Raw genomic sequence first — 22,888 nt, 5'->3', positions numbered from 1 at the left:
CGCTGCTCAGCTGCTTGCATGCCGGTCCCTCGGGCGTCTTTCCCCTTGAGGCGACAAGCGACAAGACAAGGATGGGGATGGCCGTTTCCCCCACCGCGCCGTTGCGGCGGTGGAACGATGCCGGAATGAGTCGAACCCAAGGCTTCACATCGTGGTTGAAGACGCACGCGAAGGATCAGAGCGCGATCGGCGACTTGGCACGTGATGTCGCTGCCGATCCCGACTGGCCAAGTCGGCGGCAGCTCAGCGGCCAACGGGAGTATCTGGAGGAGCGAGGCGCGATCCCGGCTGCGGTGGAGACCCTGGAACGTGCGTGGGAGCTCTACGAGGCTCGGCAGGAGGGGTGACACACAGGCAAGAGGAGCACCCCCGGCGTTGGCTGGGGTGCTCCTCTTGCCTGTGCCTGCGGGAAGTTGCCGCCGAACCTGGGCGCCTACTGGGTAGTGGGTAGTGGGTAGTGGGGTCCCCAGTAGAAACGGGCTGTTGAAGGCCTCCACGGGCTCTAGTGGGGTGTCCTACTGGGTAGTGGGGCGGGCACCCCACTACCCAGTAGAAGAGCCACGTGGGATGGGAGCCTTCCAAGAGGGCGGGTGGGGGCGTCCGCATCCTTGGAAGGCCGCTCCAGTCGCAGGCAACGACGGCTCTTCACAGAAGACGGTCGCAGCCACCTGAAGAGCCGTCTGCGCCACGGGCGACATGCAGCTCTTAGCCGGGGGGCCACCTGCCGTCCTAGAGAGTTGAGGAACGACAGTGTCCGCAGCGTCCGCTGGACACTCTCGCTCTGCTCTGACCTGCACGAATCGTGCGGACGCTACGAGAATTGGCTAGCGTCCAACAGTGTCCGCAGCGTCCGCAGCACCCGCCCCCGGCTAAGAGCATCAGCGCAGGTCAAAGCTGTCTCTAGCCAAAGGCCCTGCGGACGCTATGCCCCCACTCGGCGCGGCGGGGAGACGAAGAGGCCACCGAAGCGCGCCTGGGTGGCCTCTTCCATACGGCGGCCGGCGGGCGACGGCAGGAAGACCAAGCGGTCAGAGACGTCGGACGCGGTTACCGGTTACCGGTTACCGGTTACAGCCCGAAGACACCACCCTTCCCCACCCTGAACAGCGCGAACCGGCGTCCACGGGGCCTGTAACCGGTAACCGGTAACTGCCCCACGGCTCCTCGGAAGGAGGCTCGGCGTCACGGGCGTCACGGCAGCCGTGACGCCAGAGTCACGCAGGTCCAGGGCACCGATGCCAGCCAGGCCGTCACGCGCAACGAGGCGTGACGCCGGGACGTCACACCCATGACGCCCCGCCAGTCGCCCACACGGCCATGCCCCCACCGAGCGGCGAGCGCGAGCGCAGCGAGCTGCCTGGGGTCGGCGGCCGAAGGCCGCTCCTTCTAGCTCCTTCTCCGGCTCGCAGAGCCCCGGAAACAGGTGCTAGGTCTAGCAACAGGGGTCGCTAGGTCTAGCACCAGTCCTAGCAACTTGAAGGGCCCCTGACCTGGGAACTAGCGACTAGCAAGGGACACACGAAACCCCGGCATCCGACTGGAAACCGGGGCTTCGGGGCTCAGCACAGCGCGCTAGCCGGGCAGGAACCCAGGGTTTTCCTGTCCCAGCGTCCGCAGGTTGGCGAGGTAGTCCTGAGCCGCCGGTTCGGCGCTGTACCGGCGCTTCATCTCCGCCGCGAGTTCGCGACTGGTCATGATGAGCGACGGCACCGATTGCCGGTCGCCCTGGAGCGCGCGTTCACCCATGATGAGGGCTCCCTCAAGGTCACCCGCTCGGGCGGCCGTCACCCCGAGCGTGACGCGAGCCTCCGCGTTCCTCATGGGTGCCCGTTCCGTCCCGTCGAAGTCCGTCCCCGCGCGGAGCACCTCTTCAGCGAGGGTGCTCGCGATCTTGTCCTCGCCCACCAGTCGATAGCAGTCCATCGCGTAGAAATCGAACTTGGCCGGGTCCACTACGAAGTGGTTGTCGAGGTTCTGCGGGTGCGGCATCCCTTCGAGCATGCGCCGGCCACGGTCGAGAGCTACCTCGACCTGCCGCCGGTCTCCGAGCCGCGCCCACGCCTTCGCTTCCTGCGCCGCGAGCTGGACGGCAACGCCGTGGTGTTCCGCGACCTCGGCCCCAGCCTGAGCCGCCGCGATGACGCCGCGGTAATCGCCGGTCGTGAGAGCGAACCAGGCACGCATTTCATGGGCCCACCCCGCGACCTCACCATGGTCGGACTCGGTGGCGATGGAGAGCGCGGCCCGGCGGGTCGACTCGGCCGCGTGGCGTTCGCCAGAGTCGTACTCGACACAGCCCACGAGGAGGGCGAGCCAGCCCGAGAGCGCGAGTACCTCGCGGTGCTGGGCCAGCGTGAGGCTCTTCGAGTGAAGGTCGACCACGCGCCGCAACCAAGCACGGCCCTCAATGAGGAGCTGCGCACTGGGCATGAACGGGTACTCGGAGCACAGCCGGTCGGTCGTGATCCGGAGCGCGTCCAGCGTCGCGTTGTCGACGTCGGAGCGATTGAGCCGACTTACGATCTCCAAGGTCTCCATGCCGCTCGCCTCCATGATCTCCCGCTCCCCATCCCTCCGCGCGGGCGCCGGGAAGAGCGCATGCGTCACGGTGCCGAAGAGGGCCGCGATGACGGGGCGGTAGAAGTCGTTCGGGGTGGCGCCTGACTCCCAGCGCTTCCACTGACGGATCAGGCTGTCGTCGGAGGGAAGCTCGCCTGGGGCATGGGCTCGAAGAGCCCTTACCGCGTCCCGTTGCGACCAGTCCCGCGCCGCGCGCTCTGCTGCCATCCGTCGTGCCCATGCAGGCCTGTCGTCGCCCATGTGCCCTCTCTCCCGAGTGCCTAACGCGAGTCTTGCCTGTCACCCCTGGGGACACGCAAGGGGACAGCCAGGGGACTTCGGGGGTGTCCCCCCTGCCTGACGAGCTGTCACTTTGCTGTCACTTACGGATCAACACCACGGCGCAGCAAGCTGGTTACAGATCAAGCACCACTAGCGCCGCATCGCGATTCCAGCTCTGCGACGCGTTCAGTCAACGCCTGAATCTGGGAGCGAATTTCCTTGATCTCGTCCGACTTATCGCCCTGCCCCACACCGCCCGCAGCAAAGTTTCCGAGATTGCCAGAAGACACGATCACCCCTTCAGCCCGCAGGATGGCAAGGCCGTTCTGGATGGTCTGGCCGGCGTACCCGAAGCGCTCGACCAGCTCCCTCTGCGTGGGGAGCCGCTCGCCGGGACGCATCGACGTGACCTCCGCCCGCAGCGCGTCGGCGACTTGGGCGGCTTTCGACTTGGGTCCTCCCGTAGCTGTCATGCCCTGAGCGTACCCACCAGAGCGAACTAGTGCACACCACTCGACGACCCTTGACGACTAGCACGCACTAGTGCACGCTAGTTCACGGAAGGGCGGCTGAGGCAGCGCCAAGAACGCAAGAAAGCCCTGGTCAACGCCAGGGCTTCAACAGGGAGCGGCCACCTACCGCCAAGCAGTCAGCCGCTCCCCGACCCTTGAAGGGGTACTTCCATGATGCCTGGAAACGAGGCGAAGACAGCAGTACGGGATGAGAACAGCCCGTGTGGGAGGCGGCTGCAGCAGGGGGAGGACATCCCGCTGACGCCGGCGCAGTCCGCTCGGCTGGCTGAGCTGTACGAAGCGTTCTCCCCGAATCTGGTGCGCTTCGCCTACTCCCGCCTGCGGACGGACAGCCGGGCCATGGGCGGCGCCTGGATGCTGGCCGAGGACATCGTGCAGAACGTCTGGCTCGGGGTGGCCCGGACCGGCGCACGGGACCTGCTGCGCGAGGGAGCATTCGACACGGACGCCACCCGGAGGATGCTGTTCTTCCGGGTGAAGCAGGAGATCTCCAGCTACTTCCACGTCTCCCGCCACAACGAGCGGATCATCGACTGGACCGACCCGGTCACCTGCAACATCTACTGCCCGCTCGTGCCGAGTCAGTGCGCGCTGATGGAGCTGCCCGGCTACCTGGCGGACATGGTGGCGGGGCTGCCTGAGGCGGAGCGGCAGGCACTGCTGCTGAAGCTGGACGGGCTGCACCCCTCGCTGATGGCGGAGCACCTGGAGTGCAGCGACGCGACCGCCGCCCGCCTGGTCGAAGCCGCGGTGCTCCTGCTCAAGCTCGACAACCCCAGCCTGTGCGGCCCGGCCGCCCTGGAAGGGGACCTGGAGGAGTGGGAGCGCAAAGCCCTGGCTGAGCTGAGCGACGTCAAGCGCGCGGCTCTGCTGCGGCTGAGTACCGAGTCCCGTCAGATCCTGCTGCTGAAGGCCCAGGGCCTGACGGTGCACGAGATCGCCAAACGTCTGGGCGTGGGGTGGGACAAGGCTGCGGGCGCCGCCCGCTGCGTGAGCGTCCTGCGCCCGCCCACGGGCAAGAAGCCCTCCACCACCCGCAAGACCGGCATACGGCGCAAGGAGTCGAAGGCGTCGCAGCTTGCCAAGTCCCTGCGCTACGACCTCACGCAGATGCAGCCCGGGGAGCGTCTGCCCCGGCGAGTCGACCTGAAGGCCCGCTACGGGGTATCCACGTCGACCGTGGACGACGCCTGGGCGATCCTGCGGCGCGAGGGGCTGATCGAGTCCAACGGTGTCCAGGGCTACCGCGTCACGCTGGACGTCTCCCGCCTGGCGGTGGCCGCGTGAGTCTGCACGCCCGGCCGCACCTCAACTCCGCCCGCCGTCGCGCCCGTAAGGCCCAGCTTGCGGCCCGCGACGGCTGGCGGTGCGCCTACTGCTCACACCGGTTCCGCAGCCTGGACGAAGCAACGATGGACCATGTCGTCCCGGTCTCGCTCTACCGGACCTGGTCGGCGAGCGCGCTCGTACTGGCCTGCTTGCCCTGCAACCGGGGTAAGGCCGATCGCTTCCCGCTCCTGATCGCGCTGCTGCTGATCGGGGCGGTGGACGGGGTGGACACCCCGCCCGTCCACCCCCGCGTCCACCCGACTTCCCCCCTCGACCAGTCGACCATCCCGGCTGCGGGATCGAGGCCGGTCGAGTCGGGTGGAAGCCCGGTGGATCGGGTGGATGTTCACCGGTCCCCCGAGATGTTCACGCCGGATGTTTTGCGGCTGCTGGCGCGCCTGGCTCAGGCCCAGGAGTCGGCCGACCGCTCGGCCGTCGAGTCGGGTGGACGGTCGGGTGTTCACCAGGGCGTTCACCCCGTTCACGGTCATCCCCGTACGGCCGTCCACCGCAGCTCACACGGCGGACGGACCGCCGATCGACCCGCCCGCACCCGACTGTGTACCGCCCCGCACGGACCTGCCCGCACACCGCGAAGGGAGTCGGCGTGAAAACTGCCGTGAACACAGTGAACGGCCACGCCAAGACCACCGATCCGCAGCCCCCGACCGGCCCGCAGAAGGCCAGTCGATCGACCCCGGCCGATGCTGCGACCGGGGAGGGGAAGAAGCCTTCGGCAGCGTCCCGGCTCGTCGCTCTGGCCCGTGAGGGGTATACGTTCGTCACCTCGACCGACGGCCGCCCGTACGCGGTGGCGATCGACGGGCCGAACATCGCCCTCCCCCTGCGCGGCCGGGCCGGACTGCGCCAGCGTCTCGCCCGCAAGTACGCCGACACCTACGACGGCGACGTGGCCTCACAGTCCGCGCTGGCGGACGCCATGATGGTCCTGGAGGGAGTCGCCGAGAAGGACGACCCCGCGCCGGTGGACCTGCGGGTGGGAGGCGGCCCGAACGGCATCGTCGTGGACCTGGGCAGCGCGGACGGCCGGGCGGTGACCGTGTCGGCCGGCGGCTGGCACGTCGTGGACCGCTCCCCGATCCTGTTCCGCCGATCGGGCGCCATGGCGCCCATGCCCGCCCCGGTCCTGGACGGCGACGGCCTGGCCAAGCTCCACGCCCTGCTGAACATGGACGCGCCCACGTTCCACCAGCTCGTCGGCTGGCTCATCGCGGCATGGATCCCCTACATCCCGCACCCGGTGATCACCTTCAAGGGCGAGCAGGGCACGGGGAAGTCGAAGACGGCGCAGATGGTCGTCAACCTCATCGACCCCTCTCCCGCGAGCAAGCGAAGCCAGCCCCGGGACGTCAAGGCCTGGTCGGCTCAAGCCTTCAACTCCTGGGCCCTGTGTCTGGACAACATCAGCACGATCCCGCCGTGGCTGTCCGACACCCTGTGCAAGGCCGTGACCGGCGACGGGATCGTGGACCGCGCCCTCTACACCGACGACGACGTGGTGGTGCTCTCCTTCCGGCGGGTCCTCGCCATGACCACCATCGACGCCGGAGCCTTGGCCGGCGACCTCGCAGAGCGACTCCTCATGCTCGACCTCCAGCTCATCGAAGAGGACCAGCGCCGCACCGAGGAAGAACTCGACACCGCCTTCGATGCAGTCCGACCCGCCGTCCTCGGCGCCCTGTTCGACCTCCTGGCGGCCGTCCTCGCGGTCCTGCCCGGCATCAAGTTGGAGTCCATGCCGCGCATGGCCGACTTCGCCAGGGTCCTCGCGGCCGTCGACCAGGTCCAGGAGTGGCACACCCTCGACTCCTACCTCGCCACCTCAGCCAACGTCGCCGGTGACGCGCTCGAAGGGGACCCCTTCGGCACGGCCGTGGCCACCCTCGTGGAGGAGTGCGGGACCTGGAGTGGCACCGCCGCCCAACTCCTGGAGCAACTCCCGCTCCCCGGAGGGTTCCGGCCGCAGGGCTGGCCCAAGGACGCCACCCGGGCCAGCGGGCGCATCAAACGGCTCGCCCCGCTCCTGCGGTCCATCGGAGTGGCCGTGGACGACACGCAGCGTAGCCAGGACCGGCACCGCCACCGCCTACTCGTCCTATCCCGCATCGATCCCGCCCCGCCCACAGCGTCCACATCCCCGCAAGACCCGCTCTGGCCCGAAGTGGCATCACTCGGGCAAGGCCGCACCATCCCTGAACAGCACTGACACCGCCGGATCTCCCCGGACCGGGCCGCGAACCAGCGGCCCGGGAACGTCAGCCCCTGCGGACGCTAGCCCCCGCCGGCATCCGCAGCGTCCACACCAGCGTCCACACAGCAAACCGCGCCCGACCTGCACGGATAGAGAGCCTGCGGACGCTAGGGCGCTATGGACGCTGCGATACAGCAACTCTCTAGGACCGCGACCGCACCGACCCTCAGCACCCCCGCCACGGACACGAGGAGTCACCCCGCCCATGCCCGCCAACAGCCCGGACAACGACCCCCGCGCGATCCTCCGCGCCGGACTCCCCGACCGGTACCTGACCCCCGAAGACCTCGCCTCCATGCTCGTCGTCCCCATCGAGACCATCTACGGCTGGCGCAAGAAGCGCACCGGCCCGCCCGGATTCCGCGTCGGCCGCCACATCCGCTACGACCCCACCGCCGTCCACACCTGGATCCACGAACAGGCCACCCGCGACGCCGCCTGACGACCCCAACGTCCTCCACGCAGAGCTACTGCCTACTGCCTACTGCCCACCGGGCACTAGGCAGTAGAACCCCTTCAGTAGCCACCCCACCGCCCCTGAACAGGCCCGTAGGCAGTAGGCAGTAGGCACTAGCCGGTGGGCAGTAGGCAGTAGCTCCCCGTCACAGCGTCCGAGAGGACGCCACAGGTAGAACCACCCCTTTACCCCGGTAGCGGGGGCGGTAGCGGCCCCTGAGCAGCCCGGTAGCGCCGGTAAAGGGGTCCCGCTCCACCCCTCGAAAACCCAGGGACGCACCAGGGAGGCAGGGAGAACTCCCTGGCCGCCTCCCTGGACCTCATCCCTCTACCTGAGCTGCGCAGACAGCCCCTCAGGGAGGCAGGGAGGCGCCCCGCCAACCAGCCCCAGAACCCCCGCAGAGAGCCATCCGGACACCCCCGTCCGGGCTCCCTGAGCACCAGCCACAACCGAAGCCACCTACGCGAAGGAACCTCTCAACATGGCCGGCAGCATCCAAGACCGTTGGTTCAAGACCGAGACCGACGACAACGGCAAGACCACCCGAGTGAAGACCGACCGCCACGGCACCGGCATGCGCTACCGGGCGCGCTACTTCGCACCCGACGGCAAGCGGAAGTCCAAGTCCTTCGAGGACGGACAGAAGCGTCTCGCCGAGCAGTGGCTCAGCACCATCAGCGCGGACGTCGCGCGCGGCCAGTACATCGACCCGAACGCGGCCCGGACGTCGTTCAAGGAGTTCGCGGAGAAGTGGCTGGCGAGCCAGAGCGGCGACCCGAACACCCGAGCGTCGATGACGTCCCAGCTCAAGCTCCACGCCTTCCCGCGCATCGGGGACCGGCCGCTGGGCTCCTTCCAGCCGAGCCACATCCGCGAGTTCGTGACGCAGCTCGAAGCCTCCGGGATGTCCGGCTCGTACGCCCGCGTCATCTTCTCCAATGTCCGTGCCGTCCTCAGCGCGGCCGTCGAGGACGGCTGCCTGCCCCGGAACCCCTGCAACTCGCGCACGGTGGCGCTCCCGGAGATGGGCGCGCGCCGTGTGGTCCCCTGGCAGCCGGAACGGGTCTTCGCCGTGCGGGGCGCCCTCGTCGAGCGGTTCCAGCCCATGGTGGACGTGGGCGCCGGATGCGGGTTGCGGCAGGGCGAGATCCTGGGGCTGTCCGTGGAGGAACTCGACTTCGCCAACGGCACGCTTCACGTCGTCCACCAGCTCAAGCAGAGCCTGAGCGTGCCCGTGTTCGCCCCGCCGAAGGGCGGCAAGCTGCGCGACGTGCCGCTTCCCGAGCCCGTGGTGGACGCGCTCAAGTCGCACATGAAGCTCTTCCCGCCCGTGGAGATCACGCTGCCCTGGATGCGCGCCGGCGGCCCGCCCGTCACGAAGCGCCTGATCTTCACCGGCCCGCAAGGCGGGCACCTGTGGCGCACATCGGTGAACGAGGACCACTGGAAGCCCGCGCTCGCCAAGGTCGGCGTCATCCCGGCGGCGAAGAGCCGTGAGCACGCCGCCGCGCGGGAGCACGGCATGCACGCGCTGAGGCACTTCTACGCGTCCGTGCTGCTGGATGTGGGAGAGAGCATCAAGGCCGTGAGCGAGTACCTGGGGCACTCGGATCCGGGGCTCACCCTGAAGGTCTACGCCCACCTGATGCCGAGCAGCCGAGACCGTGCTCGCGAGGCTCTCGGCAGGGCTCTGCGGCCGGACGGTCCCCCACGCTGAGGGCCCACAGTGGGCCCAGGGCAAACGAATGCCCCCGATCTGCGCCGTGTGCGCAGGTCAGGGGCATGATCGCTTTTGCTACTTCTTCTTGCCCTGGTTCTTGACGGCCTCGATGGCGGCCGCGGCGGCGTCCGGGTCGAGGTAGGTGCCGCCCGGGTTGAGGGGCTTGAAGTCGGCGTCCAGCTCGTAGGAGAGCGGGATGCCGGTCGGGATGTTCAGGCCCGCGATGTCCTCGTCGGAGATGCCGTCGAGGTGCTTGACCAGCGCGCGCAGGGAGTTGCCGTGCGCGGCGACCAGGACGGTGTGGCCGTCCAGCAGGTCCGGGACGATCGAGTCGTACCAGTACGGGAGCATGCGGACGACGACGTCCTTCAGGCACTCCGTGCGCGGGCGCAGCTCCGGCGGGATGGAGGCGTAGCGCGGGTCCCCGGACTGCGAGAACTCCGTACCGTCTTCGAGCGCCGGCGGCGGGGTGTCGTACGAGCGGCGCCACAGCATGAACTGCTCCTCGCCGAACTCGGCGAGGGTCTGGGCCTTGTCCTTGCCCTGGAGGGCGCCGTAGTGGCGCTCGTTGAGGCGCCAGGAGCGGTGGACCGGGATCCAGTGGCGGTCGGCGGCCTCCAGCGCGAGCTGGGAGGTGCGGATCGCACGCTTCTGGAGGGAGGTGTGAACCACGTCGGGGAGAAGTCCGGCGTCCTTCAGGAGTTCGCCACCGCGGACTGCCTCCTTCTCGCCCTTCTCGTTGAGATTGACGTCCACCCAGCCGGTGAACAGGTTCTTCGCGTTCCATTCGCTCTCGCCGTGGCGGAGGAGGATCAGCTTGTACGGTGCGTCGGCCATGCGTACGAGCCTAATGGACGCACCCGCCCGCCCGCGCGCGGTGTGTACGGCATGCGGGACGGTCCCCGATTGACGCCGGCCGTCAATCCAGTGGCTCTGCGGGGCCTCGGTCCGTAGGGTCCGATCGAGTAGAGGGACGCTTACATCTCGGGGGGATTCCGTATGTCCGTTGCCGGTATGAGACGGGCCGCGCGCGAGAGCGTCGCGGGCCTGCCCCGGGAGTTCTGGTGGCTCTGGACGAGCACGCTCGTCAACAGGCTCGGGGCCTTCGTCGCCACATTGGTGCCCTTCGGTAAAGCCGTACGCCTCTAACCGAGAAGGACGTACGGTTGTTCGATAGGGGGCCACCGTATGAACCTTTCAGGCATTAAGTCCCTGCGCGAGAGCCTCGCCGGCCTGCGGGCCGGCCTCTACGCACGTAAGAGCGCGTACCGAGGCAAGAAGAAGCGGCAGGGGTACTCAGTCAAGGAACAGCTTGACGTCGGGCGCGCTACGTCCGACGACCTCGGCACCGTCGTTGCTGGCGAGTTCGTCGACGACGACCGATCAGCATCGACCTACCGCGGCAAGATCGAGCGCGAAGAGTTCGAGCGCATGATCGAGTGGATCGAGGGCGGAAAGCTCGACATCGTGATCGCGTTCGGCTCGACGCGGTTGCAGCGTGACGTCGCGGTGTACGCGCGACTGCGAGACGCATGTGCCAAGCACGGCGTCCTGTGGTGCTACGGCGGCAAGGTCTACGACCTCACCAACGAAGACGACCGATTCCGGACCGGCCTCGACGCCCTCATTGGCGAGCGGGAAGTCGGCGAGCTGCGGCGCAACGTCATGCGGACGCTGACCGCGAACGCCGCGGCCGGCCGCCCTCACGCCCCGGTCGCCTACGGGTACCGGCGGATCTACGACGAGCGTACGGGCGCGTTCCTGCGCACCGAGGCCGACCCGATCGAGAAGCCGATCATTGTCGAGCTGACCAAGGGCGTCGGCAACTTCGAGGAGTCGACCAAGATCGCCGCACGCTTCAACAGGCGCGGCGTCACGCCTCCGTCGTTCCACTGGACCAAATCCATGGTCCGGCGCGCCGCAGCGTGGCACCCCGGATTGAAGGAGAACGAGGATCTCCACCCGGATTGGGTAGCTCGGATCGAGGCTGCGGTCGAGCTGCGCCAGGAATGCCGCGATCGACTGGACGAGGGCGAGGACGCGAAGGACATCGCGCGGGACCTGATCGACCGCGGCGAGCCCATGATCATGGCTCGATGGATCTCCGCGACGATCACCCTGTTTGCGACCGACGACCGATACCTCGGCTACCGCAAGCACCACGGGAAGGTAACCAACCGGGACGCGTGGCCGGCGCTCGTCGAGGAGGTCGACCACCTTCGCGCAACCAGCGCAGTCAAGGCGCGCAAGGAGAAGCGGAAGTTCAACCAGCGGCCGGGGAAGGCCATCCATCAACTGTCTAGCGTGATGATCTGCGATGTCTGCGAGTTCGGCGTGAACTCCGACAGGCAGCACGGCCTGCCCCGGTACTCGTGCACGACGCCGGCGCCGGAAGGCGAGACGGGGTACCACGCGAGCGCGCAGGTCAGCATCGTTGATCCGTTCGTGGAGCGGAAAACGTTCGAGTGGTTGTCGTCGCCGTCGTTCGCTCGGGCGTACGCGAAGGATGACGCCGAGATGCTGAAGGAGCTGGAAGCGGCCGAGGCCAAGGCCGTACTCCTCCAGTCCGAGTTGGATGCGTTCTACGCCGAGGCAGCAGCGGGCAGGCTCTCGGCACGGGGGCTCGTCGCCGTCGAGGGCGAGATGCTGCCGAAGATCGAGGCGGCAAGGAAGCAGGCCCGTTCGATGGCGGTCCCTCCGGTGGTCCGCGAGTTGGCGGGGGCGACCATGCAGGAGATCGAGGCGGCGTGGCGAGGGTTGGATCTTTCGCAGCGGCGGGCGATCTTCGAGGCCTTGGTCGAGGTCCGGTTGAAGCCGCAGGGTCCGGGGCGCAGGAACGTTCCCGTTGAACAGTTCGTGTCCGTGGTGCCTAGGCAGCTCGTGAGGCGGCGGAGTCTCGTCGCGGCGGCGTAGTAACCGGCGAGGGCCGCGCAGGGCATCCTGCGCGGCCCTTCGCGTTGCTCAGGCTCGTTCGCCGGCGGGCGCCCGCTGGGCGCCTTCGGCGGCGCCCTCGCGCTCCGCGTGGGGGGCCAGTCCGTTTAGGGCTTGCTGGAGGCTTGCCGCACCTGTGGGGGTGATGTGGCGGCCGTCCATGTCGATGGTGAGTCCCGATTCGGTGGCTCGGACTACGGCGATGGCTCCGGTATCGAGTTGGGTGCGGATGACGCGGATCAAGGTGGTGCCCCCCTCGTGGCATGACTGACCTCGACTCGAACATGTGCACGAGTCAAGGCGCCCGAACCACCTTACTCATCCCAACACCGCAGGTCACGCGCTTACGACGCCTAGTGATCAACTACTAGACGAGTGGTCGGTGTTGGAAAGTTCCGCCGGAAGGTCGCCCGCCGCATAGCGCCGCAGGAGCGCCTCGACCTTGGGCATGTCCTTGCGCCCCATGCCGGGAGCGTGGACGACCACGACGGTCGTCTCGTCGTTGCTCATCTCGAACGGATCGTCGGCGACGAGTCCGCAGTACTGCTGTGAGGCAGCGATCCGCACGTCGCGCTCGGGCCGTCCGATCGCAGCGGCCACAGCGCCGATGACACCTGGTTCGAGCATGATCGGCTTGTCTTTCGCGATGCGGAACAGGGTCGCGTACTTCACCTCGACCCCGGTTATCGGGTCTATGGCTCTCTTGGCGAGGTCGCGGTACGAGAGCCCCGTCTCATCCTTCGCGCTCCGAACGAGGTCCCCGAAGGGGGTTCCGTACGGGGCTCGGAAGGGGGTGTCGATCTCCGACACTCTCTTACTCCTGTTCTTGTTGCACAACTCGAACACTCTCATCTAATCAGCCATTACCCCGAACTGCACGCCGATCTATGGCGTTGACGTGCACTTTCGAGCCACCTACGGTTGCCCTTGTTCGACATCTGCAACAACCAGCGGGGCGCTATACAGCACTTTGCGCCCTTGGTTGTTCGACATGTGCAACAACGGAGGGGGAGCCGTGCACACCAAGGAGACACCTGCCACACCGCACGATCAGACGGAGTGGCCCGAACCGACCGACGAGCAGCTCGCCATGATCCGGCGCATCCTCGCCCCGCGTGTCCGAGAGGTCCGCGGCGAGCAGGGGGTCGCGGCATGAGGAACGAACAGCCTTCCAGCCTCGTCGAGTTCATCGGTCCGCCGCCCAAGCAGCGGAACACCAAGCACACCCGCATCGCTTCCGATCTTCGGGCGCACCCCAACGTGTGGGGAGTCGTCGGGAAGCCTGCCAGCATCACCCGCGCGGCGTCTGCCGCGCAGGCCATCCGTAACGCCCGACTTCCGGCGTACTCGCCGGCGGGATCGTTTGAGGCGGTCGCCCGCACGATCACCTCGGGCGGCTCTACCGAGCACCGGGTCTACGCCCGGTTCGTCGGGGGCGAGCAGTGAACAGCGCTCCGGCGCTGCCGCTGGTGACGCCGACCGGTGTCGTCGTTGCTCCGCCGGCCCTCGGCCGCGAGGAGTGGCTCGCCGTGCGTCGGGCGGGCATCGGCGGCTCGGACGTTGCCGCCGTGCTGGGCATGAGCAAGTACACGTCGCCGACCGAGGTCTACCTCGACAAGGTCGGCGAGCTGCCGCTCGACCGCCCGCTCGATCCGGTCCTCGCCGAGGCCGCGTTCTGGGGGCACGAGCACGAGCCGACCGTCGCGCGGGTGTTCTCGGCGCGGACCGGTCTCGGCCTCGTCGAGGGTCCGGGGACGCTCGCGCACGTCGAGCGTCGTTGGATGCTCGCCAACGTCGACCGGTACGTGCTCGACGAGGGCGCCTCGTCGCCGTCGAGCCTGCTGGAGATCAAGACCCGTAGCGCGTTCCAGCTCGACGAGTGGCTGCTCGGCGTGCCGGACGGGCCGGCGCTCCAGACGCATTGGTACCTCGCTGTCACCGGGTACGGGCACGCGCACGTCGCGGCGCTGCTCGGCGGCAACCGGCTGCTGATTCACCGCGTGGAGCGCGACGAGGCCCTCGTCGAGCACCTCGTCGAGATCGTCGGCCGATTCTGGCAGGGCGTGCTCGACCGCACTCCGCCGCCGCTCGACGGTTCCGAGGCGACCGAGGCCCTGCTCGATCACCTCTACTCGGTCACGGCTGGCGGGGTGACCGTTGCGGACCCGGCCGAGGTGCTGCCGCTGCTGGAGCGCCGCCGCGAACTCAAGGCACGCGAGCAGCGGACCGCCGACGAGCTGCGCGAGGTCGACAACCGCCTCAAGGCGACCGCGGGCGAGGCCGAGATCGTCAAGACGCAGGGCGCCGTCGCGTTCACGTGGAAGCAGAACGGGCCGCTCTCGCAGAAACGATTCACCGCCGCTCACCCCGACCTCGCGCAGCAGTACACGCACCGCGTCGACGCGCTCGATACCGCGCGCCTCGCCGCCGAGCGCCCCGACGAGTTCCGGGCGCACCGCGCCCGACGCCTCGTCGTCCCGAAAGAGAGCAACGCAGCATGACCAGCAATCTCGCCGACCGCGTCGCCGCCCGCACGACGCAGACCCGTACACCCGCCGTCCCCGCCACCCGCGCCGCGCAACCGGCGACCACGCTCGTGCAGTTCGTGCAGCAGATGCGCCCCGAGATCGAGCGCGCGCTGCCCGCGCACATGGGCGGCGCCGACCGTATCGCCCGGATCGCTCTTACCGAGCTGCGCAGGATCGAGCACCTCGCCGAGTGCAGCCGCGAGTCGTTCGCCGGCGCCCTGATGACCTGCTCGGCCCTCGGGCTGGAGCCGGGCGGCGTGTCCGGCGAGGCGTACCTGTTGCCCTTCTGGAACAAGAAGATCCGCGGGTACGAGGTACAGCTCGTCATCGGCTACCAGGGCATGATCAAACTGTTCTGGCAGCACTCCCTCGCCGCCGGCCTCGACACCGGCACCGTGCACGACGGCGACGAGTTCGAGTACGAGTACGGACTCGACCCCAAGCTGCGCCACGTTCCGGCGCGCGGCTCGGCCAAGGGGCCGGCAACGCACTACTACGCCGTTGCCCGACTGGCCAACGGGGGCAGCGCGTTCGTGGTGCTCGACGTCGACGACGTCGAGGCGATCCGCAAGCGGAGCAAGGCGAAGGACTTCGGGCCGTGGTCCACGGACTACGACGCGATGGCTTGCAAGACGTGCGTACGGCAGTTGTTCAAGCTGCTGCCCAAGTCCGCTGAACTCGCCCGCGCCGTGGCCCACGACGGGACCGTGCGGCGCGATGCCTCCCCGGAGGGTCTCGACGTGCCCGGGGAGTACATCGAGGGCGAGATCGTCGAGCAGCCGTCCGTACAGGGCGGCGAGCAGTCCGCGGTCGAGGACGTGCCCTCGCAGTTCGCCGGTTGGCCCGAGGCCGCCGAGCCGGCCGCGCAGTGACCCCGGGGCCGGCCATCGACTACCGGTGCCGGCACTGGAGCGGGGCGGGGCGTCGCTACTGCGGCGCCCCGGGCGCCCGCCGCTATCTGCCCGGCTACCGCTGCCCGCTGCACACCCCCGCCGCCCTCGCCGGCCGCCCCGAACCGGGTACCCCACCCCCCGCAGATCAGGAAGGAGTCACCCACCGTGGCGTGGTTCAAGATCGACGACAGCTCGCACATGCACCCGAAGATCGTCAAGGCCGGTAACGCCGCCCTCGGTCTGTGGGTGAGGGCGGGCGCCTACTCCGCGCAGCACCTCACCGAGGGCACCGTGCCCGCCGTGGTCGCCCGCCAGTACGGGACCGCCCCGCAGGCCCGGAAGCTCGTCACGGTCGGTCTGTGGCACGAGCACGGGCACGCCTGCCCGCGCTGCCCTCAGCCCCCCGTCGGCGATTTCATGGTGCACGACTTTTTCGAGGGCGGGCGGAACTCGACGAGGGCGCAGGTCGAGGCCAACCGGACCGCCGCCGCGGAGCGCAAGGCCAAGAGCCGCACGCGAAACGAGGCTCGGATCGGCGACGAATCGGCCGCGGATCGTGCGCGAAACGAGCGCGGATCGGCTCCGAATCAGAACCGAAACGCACCCTCGTTTCAGGAGGAATCCGCAGGTCGCGAGGGGGTGTCACACCGTGACGCCGTCGATAGCGTCACAGGCCCCCAAGCCAGCACCAAGCCTTACCCCTCTACTTCCTTCGGAAGTAGAGGTGAACAAGCTAGCCCCGACGGACCCCGGATCGCCGAGCCTGTACGGCCCCTCGTCGACGCCATGAGCGCCGCCGGAATGGTCGTCTCCTGGGAACTGTCCTCCGCCGAGTGGCTGCTGCTGCACGCCCTGATCGAGCGGTGCGGCGTACAAGTCCTCGTCGATCACGCCGGCGGTGCCTGGCAGGCCGCACGCACCCGCCCCCGCTCCGCCCGCTACTTCGTCTCGGGTTGGCGCTCCCTGCCCACCCCGCCCCCGCGCGCACCCGGGGCCGGCCCGAACGTCGTCCCGCTCAACCCCGGCGCCGCCCGCCCCTCCACCACCGATCAGCGGGTGCGCGCCGGCCTCGACCTCGCCGCCCAACTCCGAGAACAGGAGAACGCCCAATGACCCCGGCAGACGCCGCCGAAGTCCTCGCCCTGTGTGCCGCGTTCGACCTGCGCACCATCGGCGAGGCGGACGCCCGAGCATGGGCCTACGCCCTGCGCGACATCCCCCTCGACGATGACACCCGGCAAGCGGTCGCCGACCACTACGGCGTGACCGAGAAGCGAGCCACCCCCGCGGACGTGCGCAGGATTCGCGCCCGTATCCGCGAGGCCCGGATCGGCGCCGCCCACCCGATCTACGACGGCAACCCGACCGAGACCGGTAAGCAGTTCACCGCACGCCGCCGCGAGCAGCTCGCCGCCGCGGCCGAGGGACACCTGCCCCCGCGGTCGATCACGCAGGCACTCGACGCCGCCCCTCCGGCCGCCGTTCTCGCCCTGGTCGCCGGAGTCGGCCGCCCCGTCGACGACGAGCCGCGCCCGTACATCACGCCCGAGCAGCGGTCCGCCCTGCGCGCACCCCTGCCCAACCAACGGGCCTCACTGCCCGCGCTCGCCGTGCCGTGCCCGGTAGAGACCTGCCGCGCCGGCCGCCGCCGGCTGTGCAAGCGGGGCGCAGGGATCGAGCTGCGCAACAACGTCCACGGCCGCCGCCGCGACGCCTACGCCGTCGAGGTCACCACCTGCCCCGACTGCGGCGCCGCCCCCAGCCAGCACTGCACCGCCCCCGAACCGCACCCCGCCCGCATCCGAGCCGCACAGGAGGCCGCCGCGTGAGTGATCACCTTCGACGCCTCGTCGAGCAGGACGCCGACCGCCGCGCCCGCGCCGAGGCCCACCTCGCCGAGCTGACCGCCGCGTTCTGCGACCGCATCCTCGCCGACCACGCCGAGGACGAGCACGACCGCCTCGTGCGCCTCATGTGCACCCCGCCCTCGCCCCGCACAGTCCGAGCCCGCCACACCTCAGGAGGACAGCACCGATGACCCCGCCCGCCGCCCGCGCCTCGATCGCCGCCCACCTGACCGACACGCTCGACGTGCACCCCCACCTCGCCACGCTCACCGCCGCATCCCTGCTCGACCGCCTCGCCATCGACGGATGGGAGATCAACAGCAACCACTGCGCGCGACCGGTCGCGCCTCGCGCGCGGGAACCGCGCGCTCGGCGCTCCCTCTCCCGTTGGTTCCGCCGTGCCCGTACGGACGGGGACCGAACCACATGACCGACGTCCTGCTCGCCCTCGTCGCCGCGCTCGCCCTCGCCGTGGTCGCCGCCCTTGTCGGCGCCGTGCGGCTCGACGGCCGCCTCGACCGCGAGGCGCGCGCCCTCGTCCGCCGTCCCTGCCCGATCCACTGCACCGCCTGCTCGTCGGCCGCCCGCCGAGCCTCGAACGGAGACACGCCCGCATGACACTGCACGCCCGTACCCGTACCGACTCCCGTCGCGGCCGAGTCCTCGTCCGCGAACTCACCCGCGAGGCCCGGCGCGAGCGCTTCCTGCTGCTCCTCGCCCGCGCCGACCGCGGCGTGCTCACCCCCGAGGACTGCGCCGCCCTGCGCGCCGACGTCGAGGCCGAGGTCGCCGAGAGCGACACCCACCGCCGCAGCGCCGGCGGACAGCAGGCCGCGGCCATGCGCCTGCACAAGCGCATCGAGGCCGCCGAGCAGGCCCTCGTCGAGACCGAGACCGACCGCGACCTCGCGCTCGCCGAGGCCGAGGCCCTGCGCGAGCAGCTCGTCGAGCAGCACGTCGTCACCGAGGGGGACCGATGAACCAGACCCGCGCCATAGATCAGACCGTCGCCGCCCTGCGCCTCGTGCGCGACAAGTGGGGCGCGCTGCTCGCCGCCGTCGAGGCGCCGCCCACCGCGGCCGACTGGCCACCGAGGGAGACGACCGGATTCCTCGACAAGGTCGCCGAGGGGCCGCTGCTCGTCGAGGACCGGGAGCCGTACGCCCTGCGCGCGCACCCCGCCCCGCTGAACCTCACCGCCCACGATGCCGTGGTCGCCGTCGAGAACATGTTGTTCGACCTCGCCGACACCTGCGCCGCCGTGACACAGCAGCACACCCCCCTCGACGAGCTGCACCGCTGGAACTACCGCACGCACCAAGGGCACGGCTCCCGCACGGCCGGTGCTCACTGGGCAAGCGTGTACGTCGAGGGACGCGTGCTCGGCGAGCAGACCGACGGGCCCGACCCGCTGTTCGCTCCCCTGCCCGGATGGGCGCTGCACGAGGCGCACCGCGTCGCGAGGCAGTGCGCCGACCGCGTACTGCGCACCCTGCGCCACGACGAGCGGTCGGCGAGCAGCCGCTACCCGTGCCCGTGGTGCGCGTCCCCCCTCACCTCGTACTCGGCGTCGGGGGACGTGCAGCGCATCACCTGCTCGGGCGGTCCGTCCTGCTCGGCGCCGGTCCCCCTCGACCTCGACGGACACCGGGTGTGGGAGCGGTCCGACATGGGCCCGCTGCTCGCTCTGTTCGCCGCCGCCATGGAGTCGGGAGAGACCCACGACGAACAGGCTTGCGCCGTTATCGGTTCGTGACCTATTGTTCGAGGCGTCTCCGGCGTGCCCGGAAACCCCCCGATCCCGTACGCCCCGCCGCACACCCCCCTGCGGCGGGGCGTACTCATGTCCTCCGGGAGGTGAGCCAGTGCCCGAGCCGATCCGCGAACGCGACCGCGAGCAGGTGCGCCGCCTCCACTCCGAGGGCCGGAGCCGTAACGAGATCGCCCGACTCACCGGGCGCAGCGCCGCGACCGTAAGCAAGATCGCCAAGGCCGAGGGACTCACCTTCTCCGGGGGCGCCCGCGTTGCCGCCGCGACCGAGGCCCGACGAGCAGACGCCGCCGCACGCCGCGAGCAGCTCGCCGACGAGGCCCTCGACGGCGCCCTCGGACAAGTCGCCCGCACGGTCGGCGCCGAGACCGCGCGCGATGCCCGCGACCACGCCACCGCCGCCCGCGCCCTCACCGAGGTACACGCCCGCGTCGCTGAACTCGCCCGCCACAGCAGCAACGGGAGCAGCGGCGGCTCGATGCTCGACCGTCTCGCCGACGCCCTGCTCGGGCCGCCGGCCGGAGGTGACCGCGAGGGGGTGTAGTGACCGCCCTCGCCCCGCTCTCTCCGAAACAGGTCGACTCGATCCGCGGCGCCACCGCCCGTATCAACCTGTGGCACGGCAGCGTCAGGTCGGGAAAGACGATCGCGAGTCTTGTCTGCTTCCTGCTCATGATCCGGCGCGCCCCCGCGTCCGGGCTGATCGTCATCTGCGGTCGGTCGCTCCAGACGATCGAGCGGAACTGTCTCGACGTCCTCGCCGATCGCGCTCTGTTCGGCGATGTTGCGGCCGAGGTCCACCACACCCGCGGCGCCACCACGGCCGTGATCCTCGGCAGGGTCGTTCACCTCGTCGGCGCCTCGGACGCGCGCGCCGAGGGGCGCCTGCGCGGCATGACCGCCTCGCTCGCCTACTGCGACGAGGTCACGCTGCTGCCCGCCGCGTTCTTCCGCCAGTTGCTCGCCCGCCTGTCTGTGCCCGGGGCGAAGCTGATCGGGACCACGAACCCCGACTCGCCCCGGCATTGGCTGCGGACCGACTACCTCGACCGCGCCGGCGACCTCGACCTCGCCGCGTTTCACTTCCGCCTCGCCGACAACCCCTCGTTGAGCGAGGCGTACGTCGCCGCGCTCGCCGCCGAGTTCACCGGCCTTTGGCGCCGGCGAATGATCCTCGGCGAGTGGGTCGTCGCCGAGGGCTCGATCTTCGATGCCTACGACGAGGCGCTGCACGTCGTCGACGAGCTGCCCTCGATGCGCCGCTACTGGCTCGGCATCGACTACGGCACGGCGAATCCTTTCGCCGCGCTGCTGCTCGGGCTCGGCGACGACGGCCGCCTGTACGTGGTGAGCGAGTGGCGCCACGACTCCCGAGCCGCACACCGCCAGATGACCGACGCGCAGTACAGCCGCGCTGTCCGCGACTGGCTCGGCGAGCTGGACGTGATCCCGGAATGGACGTTCATCGACCCGAGCGCCGCGAGCTACTCGAATCAACTGTGGGCCGACGGGCACCCCGGCGTCACCCGCGCGGTGAACGACGTGCTCGACGGAATCCGCAGCGTCTCGAACGCCCTCGACGCCGGCCTGCTGCGCATCCATCGCTCGTGCGAGGGGCTGCTCGGCGAACTGCCCAACTACGTGTGGTCAGAAGAGGCCGCCGCCCGCGGTGAAGACAAGCCGGTGAAGAAGGACGATCACAGCGTCGACGCCCTGCGCTATGTGATCCATTCGACGGCGCACGAGTGGCGCCCCCTGCTCGCACACGCCGCATAACCCAACCCGACCACGGCCCCCGCCGCCGAGTCGGCGCGGGGGCTTTGCCATGCCCAAGGGGGGCCGCCCGTGCGCGCCGACTGGACCGACCGATTCCTCGCCCGCATCACCGACACCCCGGCCGGCTGCTGGCAGTGGACCGGCTACCTCATGCCCAACGGATACGCCCGCTTCACCATCGACGGCGAACGGCAGTACGCGCACCGCGCCTCGTACGAGGCCCTCGTCGCGCCGATACCCGCCGGCCTCGTGATCGACCACCTGTGCCGCAACCGCGGGTGCGTCAACCCCACCCACCTGGAACCGGTCACGCAGCGAGTCAACGTTCTTCGGGGCGAGTCGCACGTCGCCGCCCGCGCCCGACAGACCGCCTGCATCCACGGCCACCCGTTCAACGAGGCCAACACCTACCGGGCCGGCAACGGCACCCGCAAATGCCGCACGTGCCGGACGGCCGCGCGTACCCGCGCTCGCACGCGCGCTCGGAGCAGGACGGGGGTGGACTGTGCCGCTGCCTGACGCCAACGTTCCGTGGCCCCCGCCGCACCTCGCCGCCACCCTCGCCGAGATCCGCGTCGATGACGCTTGGTACTCGGGTGACCCCGCGAAGCTGACCGCCGTCTACGGCAACAGCCCGACGCGCAAGGACGGCACCTCGCGCCTGTGGGGGCGCCGCCGGACACCGACGCCCGGCAAGCGCGACGCTCGCCTGCACATCCCCCTCGCCGGCGACATCGCCACCGCGTCCGCCGACCTGCTGTTCAGTGAGCCGCCCACGTTCACCGTGCCGGACCGCCCGACGCAGGATCGGCTCGACGAGCTGACCGACGCCGACGGCATCGCGAACACCTTGCTCGAATCCGCCGAGGTCGCCGCCGCCCTCGGCGGTGTGTACCTGCGGATCACGTGGGATCACTCGCTCGTCGACCGGCCGCTGCTCACCACCGTGCACCCCGACAGTGCGGTACCCGAGTTCTCGTTCGGCATCCTGCGGGCAGTTACCTTCTGGCACGAGCTTGCCTCGGACGGCGCGACCGTGCTCCGCCACCTCGAACGGCACGAACGCGGTCGCATCCTGCACGCCCTCTACCAGGGCACGACCGACAACCTCGGCCGACGCGTCCCGCTGACCGAGCACTTTGCCGTCGCACCGCTCGCCGAGGCCCTCGGCCCCGACGGCGAGTCGATCGAGACTGGCATCGACCGGTTGACCGCCGCCTACGTCCGCAACATCGGACCCAACCGCAAGCACCGCGGCTCGGACTTCGGCCGCTCTGACTACGCCGCCCCGCTGTACGACGTCCTCGACGCCCTCGATACGACATGGACGAGTTGGATTCGCGACATCCGCCTCGCCCGCGCCCGCTTGATCATCCCCGACGCCTACCTGCGCGACCACGGCCCCGGCCGAGGCGCCTCGTTCGACGACGATCGGGAAATCTGGCAGCTCTTGAACATCCCGCCCACCGAGCAGGGCGGGGGGATCACCCTGTCGCAGTTCGCGATCAGGGTCGACGAGCACGAGCGGACGTCCGAGGCAGCCACCCGGCAGGCCGTACGGTCCGCCGGATACAGCGCGCAGACCTTCGGCATCGACGACCAGGGCGCCGCGATCACGGCGACCGAGGTCAAGGCGCAGCAGCGCCGGAGCATGACGACCCGGGGCAAGAAGGTCCGCTATTACTCCCCGCCGCTCGGCGAAATGCTGCACGTGATGCTGCTGCTCGACCGCCGCATGTTCGGCCGTGCCATCGTGCCCGCGCGCCCCCGGATCGACTTCGGGAGCACGGTCCGCGAGGACCCGGCCGCCCTCGCACAGACGCTCTCACTGTTCCAGCAGGCGCAGGCCGTGAGCGTCGACACCAAAGTGAGGATGATCCACCCGGAGTGGGACGAGGCCGCGGTGCAGGCCGAGGTCGGCCGCATCCTCACCGAGACCGGGCAGGCCGTGCCCGACCCCATGCAGGCCGGCGCCCTCGTCTGACCGTGT

General features: G+C 69.7%; 28 protein-coding genes. 23 read left to right on the top strand and 5 right to left on the bottom strand.

The genetic code is table 11. The features are described 5' to 3' along the window. Window positions 1-77: 77 nt before the first annotated feature. Entirely contained in the window at window positions 78-347 is a 270-nt protein-coding gene (locus tag ACE1OC_RS22385; RefSeq protein ID WP_407838495.1) for a YozE family protein, read from the top strand. A 1,225-nt stretch (window positions 348-1,572) separates the two neighbouring features. On the opposite strand, the gene ACE1OC_RS22380 is transcribed toward ACE1OC_RS22385, so the two are convergent. Together ACE1OC_RS22380 and ACE1OC_RS22375 are read right to left on the bottom strand one after the other, a co-directional pair. Further along, on the bottom strand, window positions 1,573-2,787 hold the full coding sequence (locus ACE1OC_RS22380) for an XRE family transcriptional regulator (protein WP_407838494.1): 1,215 nt from the start codon (window positions 2,785-2,787) through the stop codon (window positions 1,573-1,575). A 194-nt stretch (window positions 2,788-2,981) separates the two neighbouring features. After that, window positions 2,982-3,314: a GntR family transcriptional regulator gene (locus tag ACE1OC_RS22375; protein ID WP_364859956.1), complete on the bottom strand. Its 333-nt coding sequence runs from the start codon at window positions 3,312-3,314 to the stop codon at window positions 2,982-2,984. A 210-nt stretch (window positions 3,315-3,524) separates the two neighbouring features. Between ACE1OC_RS22375 and ACE1OC_RS22370 the strand changes: the two genes are divergently transcribed. The 5 genes from ACE1OC_RS22370 (at window position 3,525) to ACE1OC_RS22350 (ending at window position 9,149) form a co-directional block, all read left to right on the top strand. Then, window positions 3,525-4,661, top strand: coding sequence for a GntR family transcriptional regulator (locus ACE1OC_RS22370; RefSeq protein ID WP_407838493.1), 1,137 nt, complete (start codon window positions 3,525-3,527; stop codon window positions 4,659-4,661). Further along, a complete protein-coding gene (locus ACE1OC_RS22365; RefSeq protein WP_407838492.1) occupies window positions 4,658-5,314 on the top strand; it encodes an HNH endonuclease in 657 nt (218 codons plus the stop codon). The genes ACE1OC_RS22370 and ACE1OC_RS22365 overlap by 4 nt, the downstream gene beginning before the upstream one ends. Window positions 5,315-5,322: 8 nt before the next feature. Then, window positions 5,323-6,930: an ATP-binding protein gene (locus ACE1OC_RS22360; RefSeq protein WP_407838491.1), complete on the top strand. Its 1,608-nt coding sequence runs from the start codon at window positions 5,323-5,325 to the stop codon at window positions 6,928-6,930. 250 nt (window positions 6,931-7,180) lie between these two features. Continuing rightward, a complete protein-coding gene (locus ACE1OC_RS22355; RefSeq protein ID WP_407838490.1) occupies window positions 7,181-7,417 on the top strand; it encodes a helix-turn-helix domain-containing protein in 237 nt (78 codons plus the stop codon). A gap of 496 nt (window positions 7,418-7,913) precedes the next feature. Next, window positions 7,914-9,149, top strand: coding sequence for a tyrosine-type recombinase/integrase (locus ACE1OC_RS22350; protein WP_407838489.1), 1,236 nt, complete (start codon window positions 7,914-7,916; stop codon window positions 9,147-9,149). A 78-nt stretch (window positions 9,150-9,227) separates the two neighbouring features. Here ACE1OC_RS22350 and ACE1OC_RS22345 read toward each other — a convergent pair whose 3' ends face one another. After that, window positions 9,228-9,989: a phosphoglyceromutase gene (locus ACE1OC_RS22345; protein ID WP_250744579.1), complete on the bottom strand. Its 762-nt coding sequence runs from the start codon at window positions 9,987-9,989 to the stop codon at window positions 9,228-9,230. Between the two features lie 177 nt (window positions 9,990-10,166). Between ACE1OC_RS22345 and ACE1OC_RS22340 the strand changes: the two genes are divergently transcribed. Together ACE1OC_RS22340 and ACE1OC_RS22335 are read left to right on the top strand one after the other, a co-directional pair. Beyond that, on the top strand, window positions 10,167-10,301 hold the full coding sequence (locus tag ACE1OC_RS22340; RefSeq protein WP_407841855.1) for a hypothetical protein: 135 nt from the start codon (window positions 10,167-10,169) through the stop codon (window positions 10,299-10,301). Window positions 10,302-10,340: 39 nt separating this feature from the next. Beyond that, on the top strand, window positions 10,341-12,065 hold the full coding sequence (locus ACE1OC_RS22335; RefSeq protein ID WP_407838488.1) for a recombinase family protein: 1,725 nt from the start codon (window positions 10,341-10,343) through the stop codon (window positions 12,063-12,065). 48 nt (window positions 12,066-12,113) lie between these two features. On the opposite strand, the gene ACE1OC_RS22330 is transcribed toward ACE1OC_RS22335, so the two are convergent. Beyond that, window positions 12,114-12,326 carry a hypothetical protein gene (locus tag ACE1OC_RS22330; protein WP_407838487.1) on the bottom strand — a complete coding sequence of 71 codons (213 nt, stop codon included), beginning with the start codon at window positions 12,324-12,326 and terminating at the stop codon, window positions 12,114-12,116. A gap of 117 nt (window positions 12,327-12,443) precedes the next feature. Further along, entirely contained in the window at window positions 12,444-12,893 is a 450-nt protein-coding gene (locus ACE1OC_RS22325; protein WP_407838486.1) for a hypothetical protein, read from the bottom strand. Window positions 12,894-13,098: 205 nt separating this feature from the next. On the opposite strand from ACE1OC_RS22325, the gene ACE1OC_RS22320 reads away from it, so the two are divergent. From ACE1OC_RS22320 to ACE1OC_RS22250, 15 genes are all read left to right on the top strand, one after another. Further along, on the top strand, window positions 13,099-13,239 hold the full coding sequence (locus tag ACE1OC_RS22320) for a hypothetical protein (RefSeq protein ID WP_190088023.1): 141 nt from the start codon (window positions 13,099-13,101) through the stop codon (window positions 13,237-13,239). Next, window positions 13,236-13,529 (top strand): hypothetical protein, encoded by a 294-nt coding sequence (locus tag ACE1OC_RS22315; protein WP_407838485.1) that lies wholly within the window; start codon window positions 13,236-13,238, stop codon window positions 13,527-13,529. Before ACE1OC_RS22320 ends, ACE1OC_RS22315 begins: the two co-directional genes overlap by 4 nt. Continuing rightward, window positions 13,526-14,584 carry a YqaJ viral recombinase family protein gene (locus ACE1OC_RS22310; RefSeq protein ID WP_407838484.1) on the top strand — a complete coding sequence of 353 codons (1,059 nt, stop codon included), beginning with the start codon at window positions 13,526-13,528 and terminating at the stop codon, window positions 14,582-14,584. The genes ACE1OC_RS22315 and ACE1OC_RS22310 overlap by 4 nt, the downstream gene beginning before the upstream one ends. Continuing rightward, window positions 14,581-15,483: a recombinase RecT gene (locus tag ACE1OC_RS22305; protein ID WP_407838483.1), complete on the top strand. Its 903-nt coding sequence runs from the start codon at window positions 14,581-14,583 to the stop codon at window positions 15,481-15,483. The genes ACE1OC_RS22310 and ACE1OC_RS22305 overlap by 4 nt, the downstream gene beginning before the upstream one ends. A gap of 186 nt (window positions 15,484-15,669) precedes the next feature. Next, window positions 15,670-16,617 carry a mucin-2 gene (locus tag ACE1OC_RS22300; RefSeq protein ID WP_407838482.1) on the top strand — a complete coding sequence of 316 codons (948 nt, stop codon included), beginning with the start codon at window positions 15,670-15,672 and terminating at the stop codon, window positions 16,615-16,617. After that, complete coding sequence (locus tag ACE1OC_RS22295) at window positions 16,614-17,333, top strand: hypothetical protein (RefSeq protein ID WP_407838481.1); 720 nt, start codon at window positions 16,614-16,616, stop codon at window positions 17,331-17,333. Before ACE1OC_RS22300 ends, ACE1OC_RS22295 begins: the two co-directional genes overlap by 4 nt. After that, window positions 17,330-17,542, top strand: a complete 213-nt coding sequence (locus ACE1OC_RS22290; protein ID WP_407838479.1) for a hypothetical protein — start codon at window positions 17,330-17,332, stop codon at window positions 17,540-17,542. Before ACE1OC_RS22295 ends, ACE1OC_RS22290 begins: the two co-directional genes overlap by 4 nt. Beyond that, window positions 17,539-17,781, top strand: coding sequence for a hypothetical protein (locus ACE1OC_RS22285; RefSeq protein ID WP_407838477.1), 243 nt, complete (start codon window positions 17,539-17,541; stop codon window positions 17,779-17,781). The genes ACE1OC_RS22290 and ACE1OC_RS22285 overlap by 4 nt, the downstream gene beginning before the upstream one ends. After that, on the top strand, window positions 17,778-17,969 hold the full coding sequence (locus tag ACE1OC_RS22280) for a hypothetical protein (RefSeq protein WP_190088015.1): 192 nt from the start codon (window positions 17,778-17,780) through the stop codon (window positions 17,967-17,969). Before ACE1OC_RS22285 ends, ACE1OC_RS22280 begins: the two co-directional genes overlap by 4 nt. Next, window positions 17,966-18,331 (top strand): hypothetical protein, encoded by a 366-nt coding sequence (locus tag ACE1OC_RS22275; protein WP_407838475.1) that lies wholly within the window; start codon window positions 17,966-17,968, stop codon window positions 18,329-18,331. Before ACE1OC_RS22280 ends, ACE1OC_RS22275 begins: the two co-directional genes overlap by 4 nt. Then, window positions 18,328-19,107 (top strand): hypothetical protein, encoded by a 780-nt coding sequence (locus tag ACE1OC_RS22270; protein WP_407838474.1) that lies wholly within the window; start codon window positions 18,328-18,330, stop codon window positions 19,105-19,107. The genes ACE1OC_RS22275 and ACE1OC_RS22270 overlap by 4 nt, the downstream gene beginning before the upstream one ends. Before the next feature lie 109 nt (window positions 19,108-19,216). Next, complete coding sequence (locus ACE1OC_RS22265; RefSeq protein WP_407838472.1) at window positions 19,217-19,666, top strand: helix-turn-helix domain-containing protein; 450 nt, start codon at window positions 19,217-19,219, stop codon at window positions 19,664-19,666. Continuing rightward, window positions 19,666-20,898, top strand: coding sequence for a PBSX family phage terminase large subunit (locus tag ACE1OC_RS22260; protein ID WP_407838471.1), 1,233 nt, complete (start codon window positions 19,666-19,668; stop codon window positions 20,896-20,898). The genes ACE1OC_RS22265 and ACE1OC_RS22260 overlap by 1 nt, the downstream gene beginning before the upstream one ends. A gap of 69 nt (window positions 20,899-20,967) precedes the next feature. Continuing rightward, window positions 20,968-21,417: an HNH endonuclease signature motif containing protein gene (locus ACE1OC_RS22255; protein WP_407838470.1), complete on the top strand. Its 450-nt coding sequence runs from the start codon at window positions 20,968-20,970 to the stop codon at window positions 21,415-21,417. Beyond that, window positions 21,404-22,882, top strand: a complete 1,479-nt coding sequence (locus ACE1OC_RS22250) for a phage portal protein (protein WP_407838468.1) — start codon at window positions 21,404-21,406, stop codon at window positions 22,880-22,882. Before ACE1OC_RS22255 ends, ACE1OC_RS22250 begins: the two co-directional genes overlap by 14 nt. Window positions 22,883-22,888: the final 6 nt, after the last annotated feature.

Origin of the sequence: Streptomyces stoeckheimensis (genome assembly GCF_045822005.1) — a bacterium.
Classification (GTDB): domain Bacteria; phylum Actinomycetota; class Actinomycetes; order Streptomycetales; family Streptomycetaceae; genus Streptomyces; species Streptomyces stoeckheimensis.
The sequence above is the reverse complement of the archived record's forward strand: the minus strand, read 5'-3'. Positions and strand labels throughout refer to the sequence as shown.

Coding starts and splice junctions, on each gene's coding strand:
- ACE1OC_RS22385 (WP_407838495.1), top strand. CDS start 78: ATGGCCGTTTCCCCCACCGCGCCGTTGCGGCGGTGGAACGATGCCGGA.
- ACE1OC_RS22380 (WP_407838494.1), bottom strand. CDS start 2,787: ATGGCAGCAGAGCGCGCGGCGCGGGACTGGTCGCAACGGGACGCGGTA.
- ACE1OC_RS22375 (WP_364859956.1), bottom strand. CDS start 3,314: ATGACAGCTACGGGAGGACCCAAGTCGAAAGCCGCCCAAGTCGCCGAC.
- ACE1OC_RS22370 (WP_407838493.1), top strand. CDS start 3,525: ATGATGCCTGGAAACGAGGCGAAGACAGCAGTACGGGATGAGAACAGC.
- ACE1OC_RS22355 (WP_407838490.1), top strand. CDS start 7,181: ATGCCCGCCAACAGCCCGGACAACGACCCCCGCGCGATCCTCCGCGCC.
- ACE1OC_RS22350 (WP_407838489.1), top strand. CDS start 7,914: ATGGCCGGCAGCATCCAAGACCGTTGGTTCAAGACCGAGACCGACGAC.
- ACE1OC_RS22345 (WP_250744579.1), bottom strand. CDS start 9,989: ATGGCCGACGCACCGTACAAGCTGATCCTCCTCCGCCACGGCGAGAGC.
- ACE1OC_RS22340 (WP_407841855.1), top strand. CDS start 10,167: ATGAGACGGGCCGCGCGCGAGAGCGTCGCGGGCCTGCCCCGGGAGTTC.
- ACE1OC_RS22335 (WP_407838488.1), top strand. CDS start 10,341: ATGAACCTTTCAGGCATTAAGTCCCTGCGCGAGAGCCTCGCCGGCCTG.
- ACE1OC_RS22315 (WP_407838485.1), top strand. CDS start 13,236: ATGAGGAACGAACAGCCTTCCAGCCTCGTCGAGTTCATCGGTCCGCCG.
- ACE1OC_RS22305 (WP_407838483.1), top strand. CDS start 14,581: ATGACCAGCAATCTCGCCGACCGCGTCGCCGCCCGCACGACGCAGACC.
- ACE1OC_RS22295 (WP_407838481.1), top strand. CDS start 16,614: ATGACCCCGGCAGACGCCGCCGAAGTCCTCGCCCTGTGTGCCGCGTTC.
- ACE1OC_RS22285 (WP_407838477.1), top strand. CDS start 17,539: ATGACCCCGCCCGCCGCCCGCGCCTCGATCGCCGCCCACCTGACCGAC.
- ACE1OC_RS22280 (WP_190088015.1), top strand. CDS start 17,778: ATGACCGACGTCCTGCTCGCCCTCGTCGCCGCGCTCGCCCTCGCCGTG.
- ACE1OC_RS22275 (WP_407838475.1), top strand. CDS start 17,966: ATGACACTGCACGCCCGTACCCGTACCGACTCCCGTCGCGGCCGAGTC.
- ACE1OC_RS22270 (WP_407838474.1), top strand. CDS start 18,328: ATGAACCAGACCCGCGCCATAGATCAGACCGTCGCCGCCCTGCGCCTC.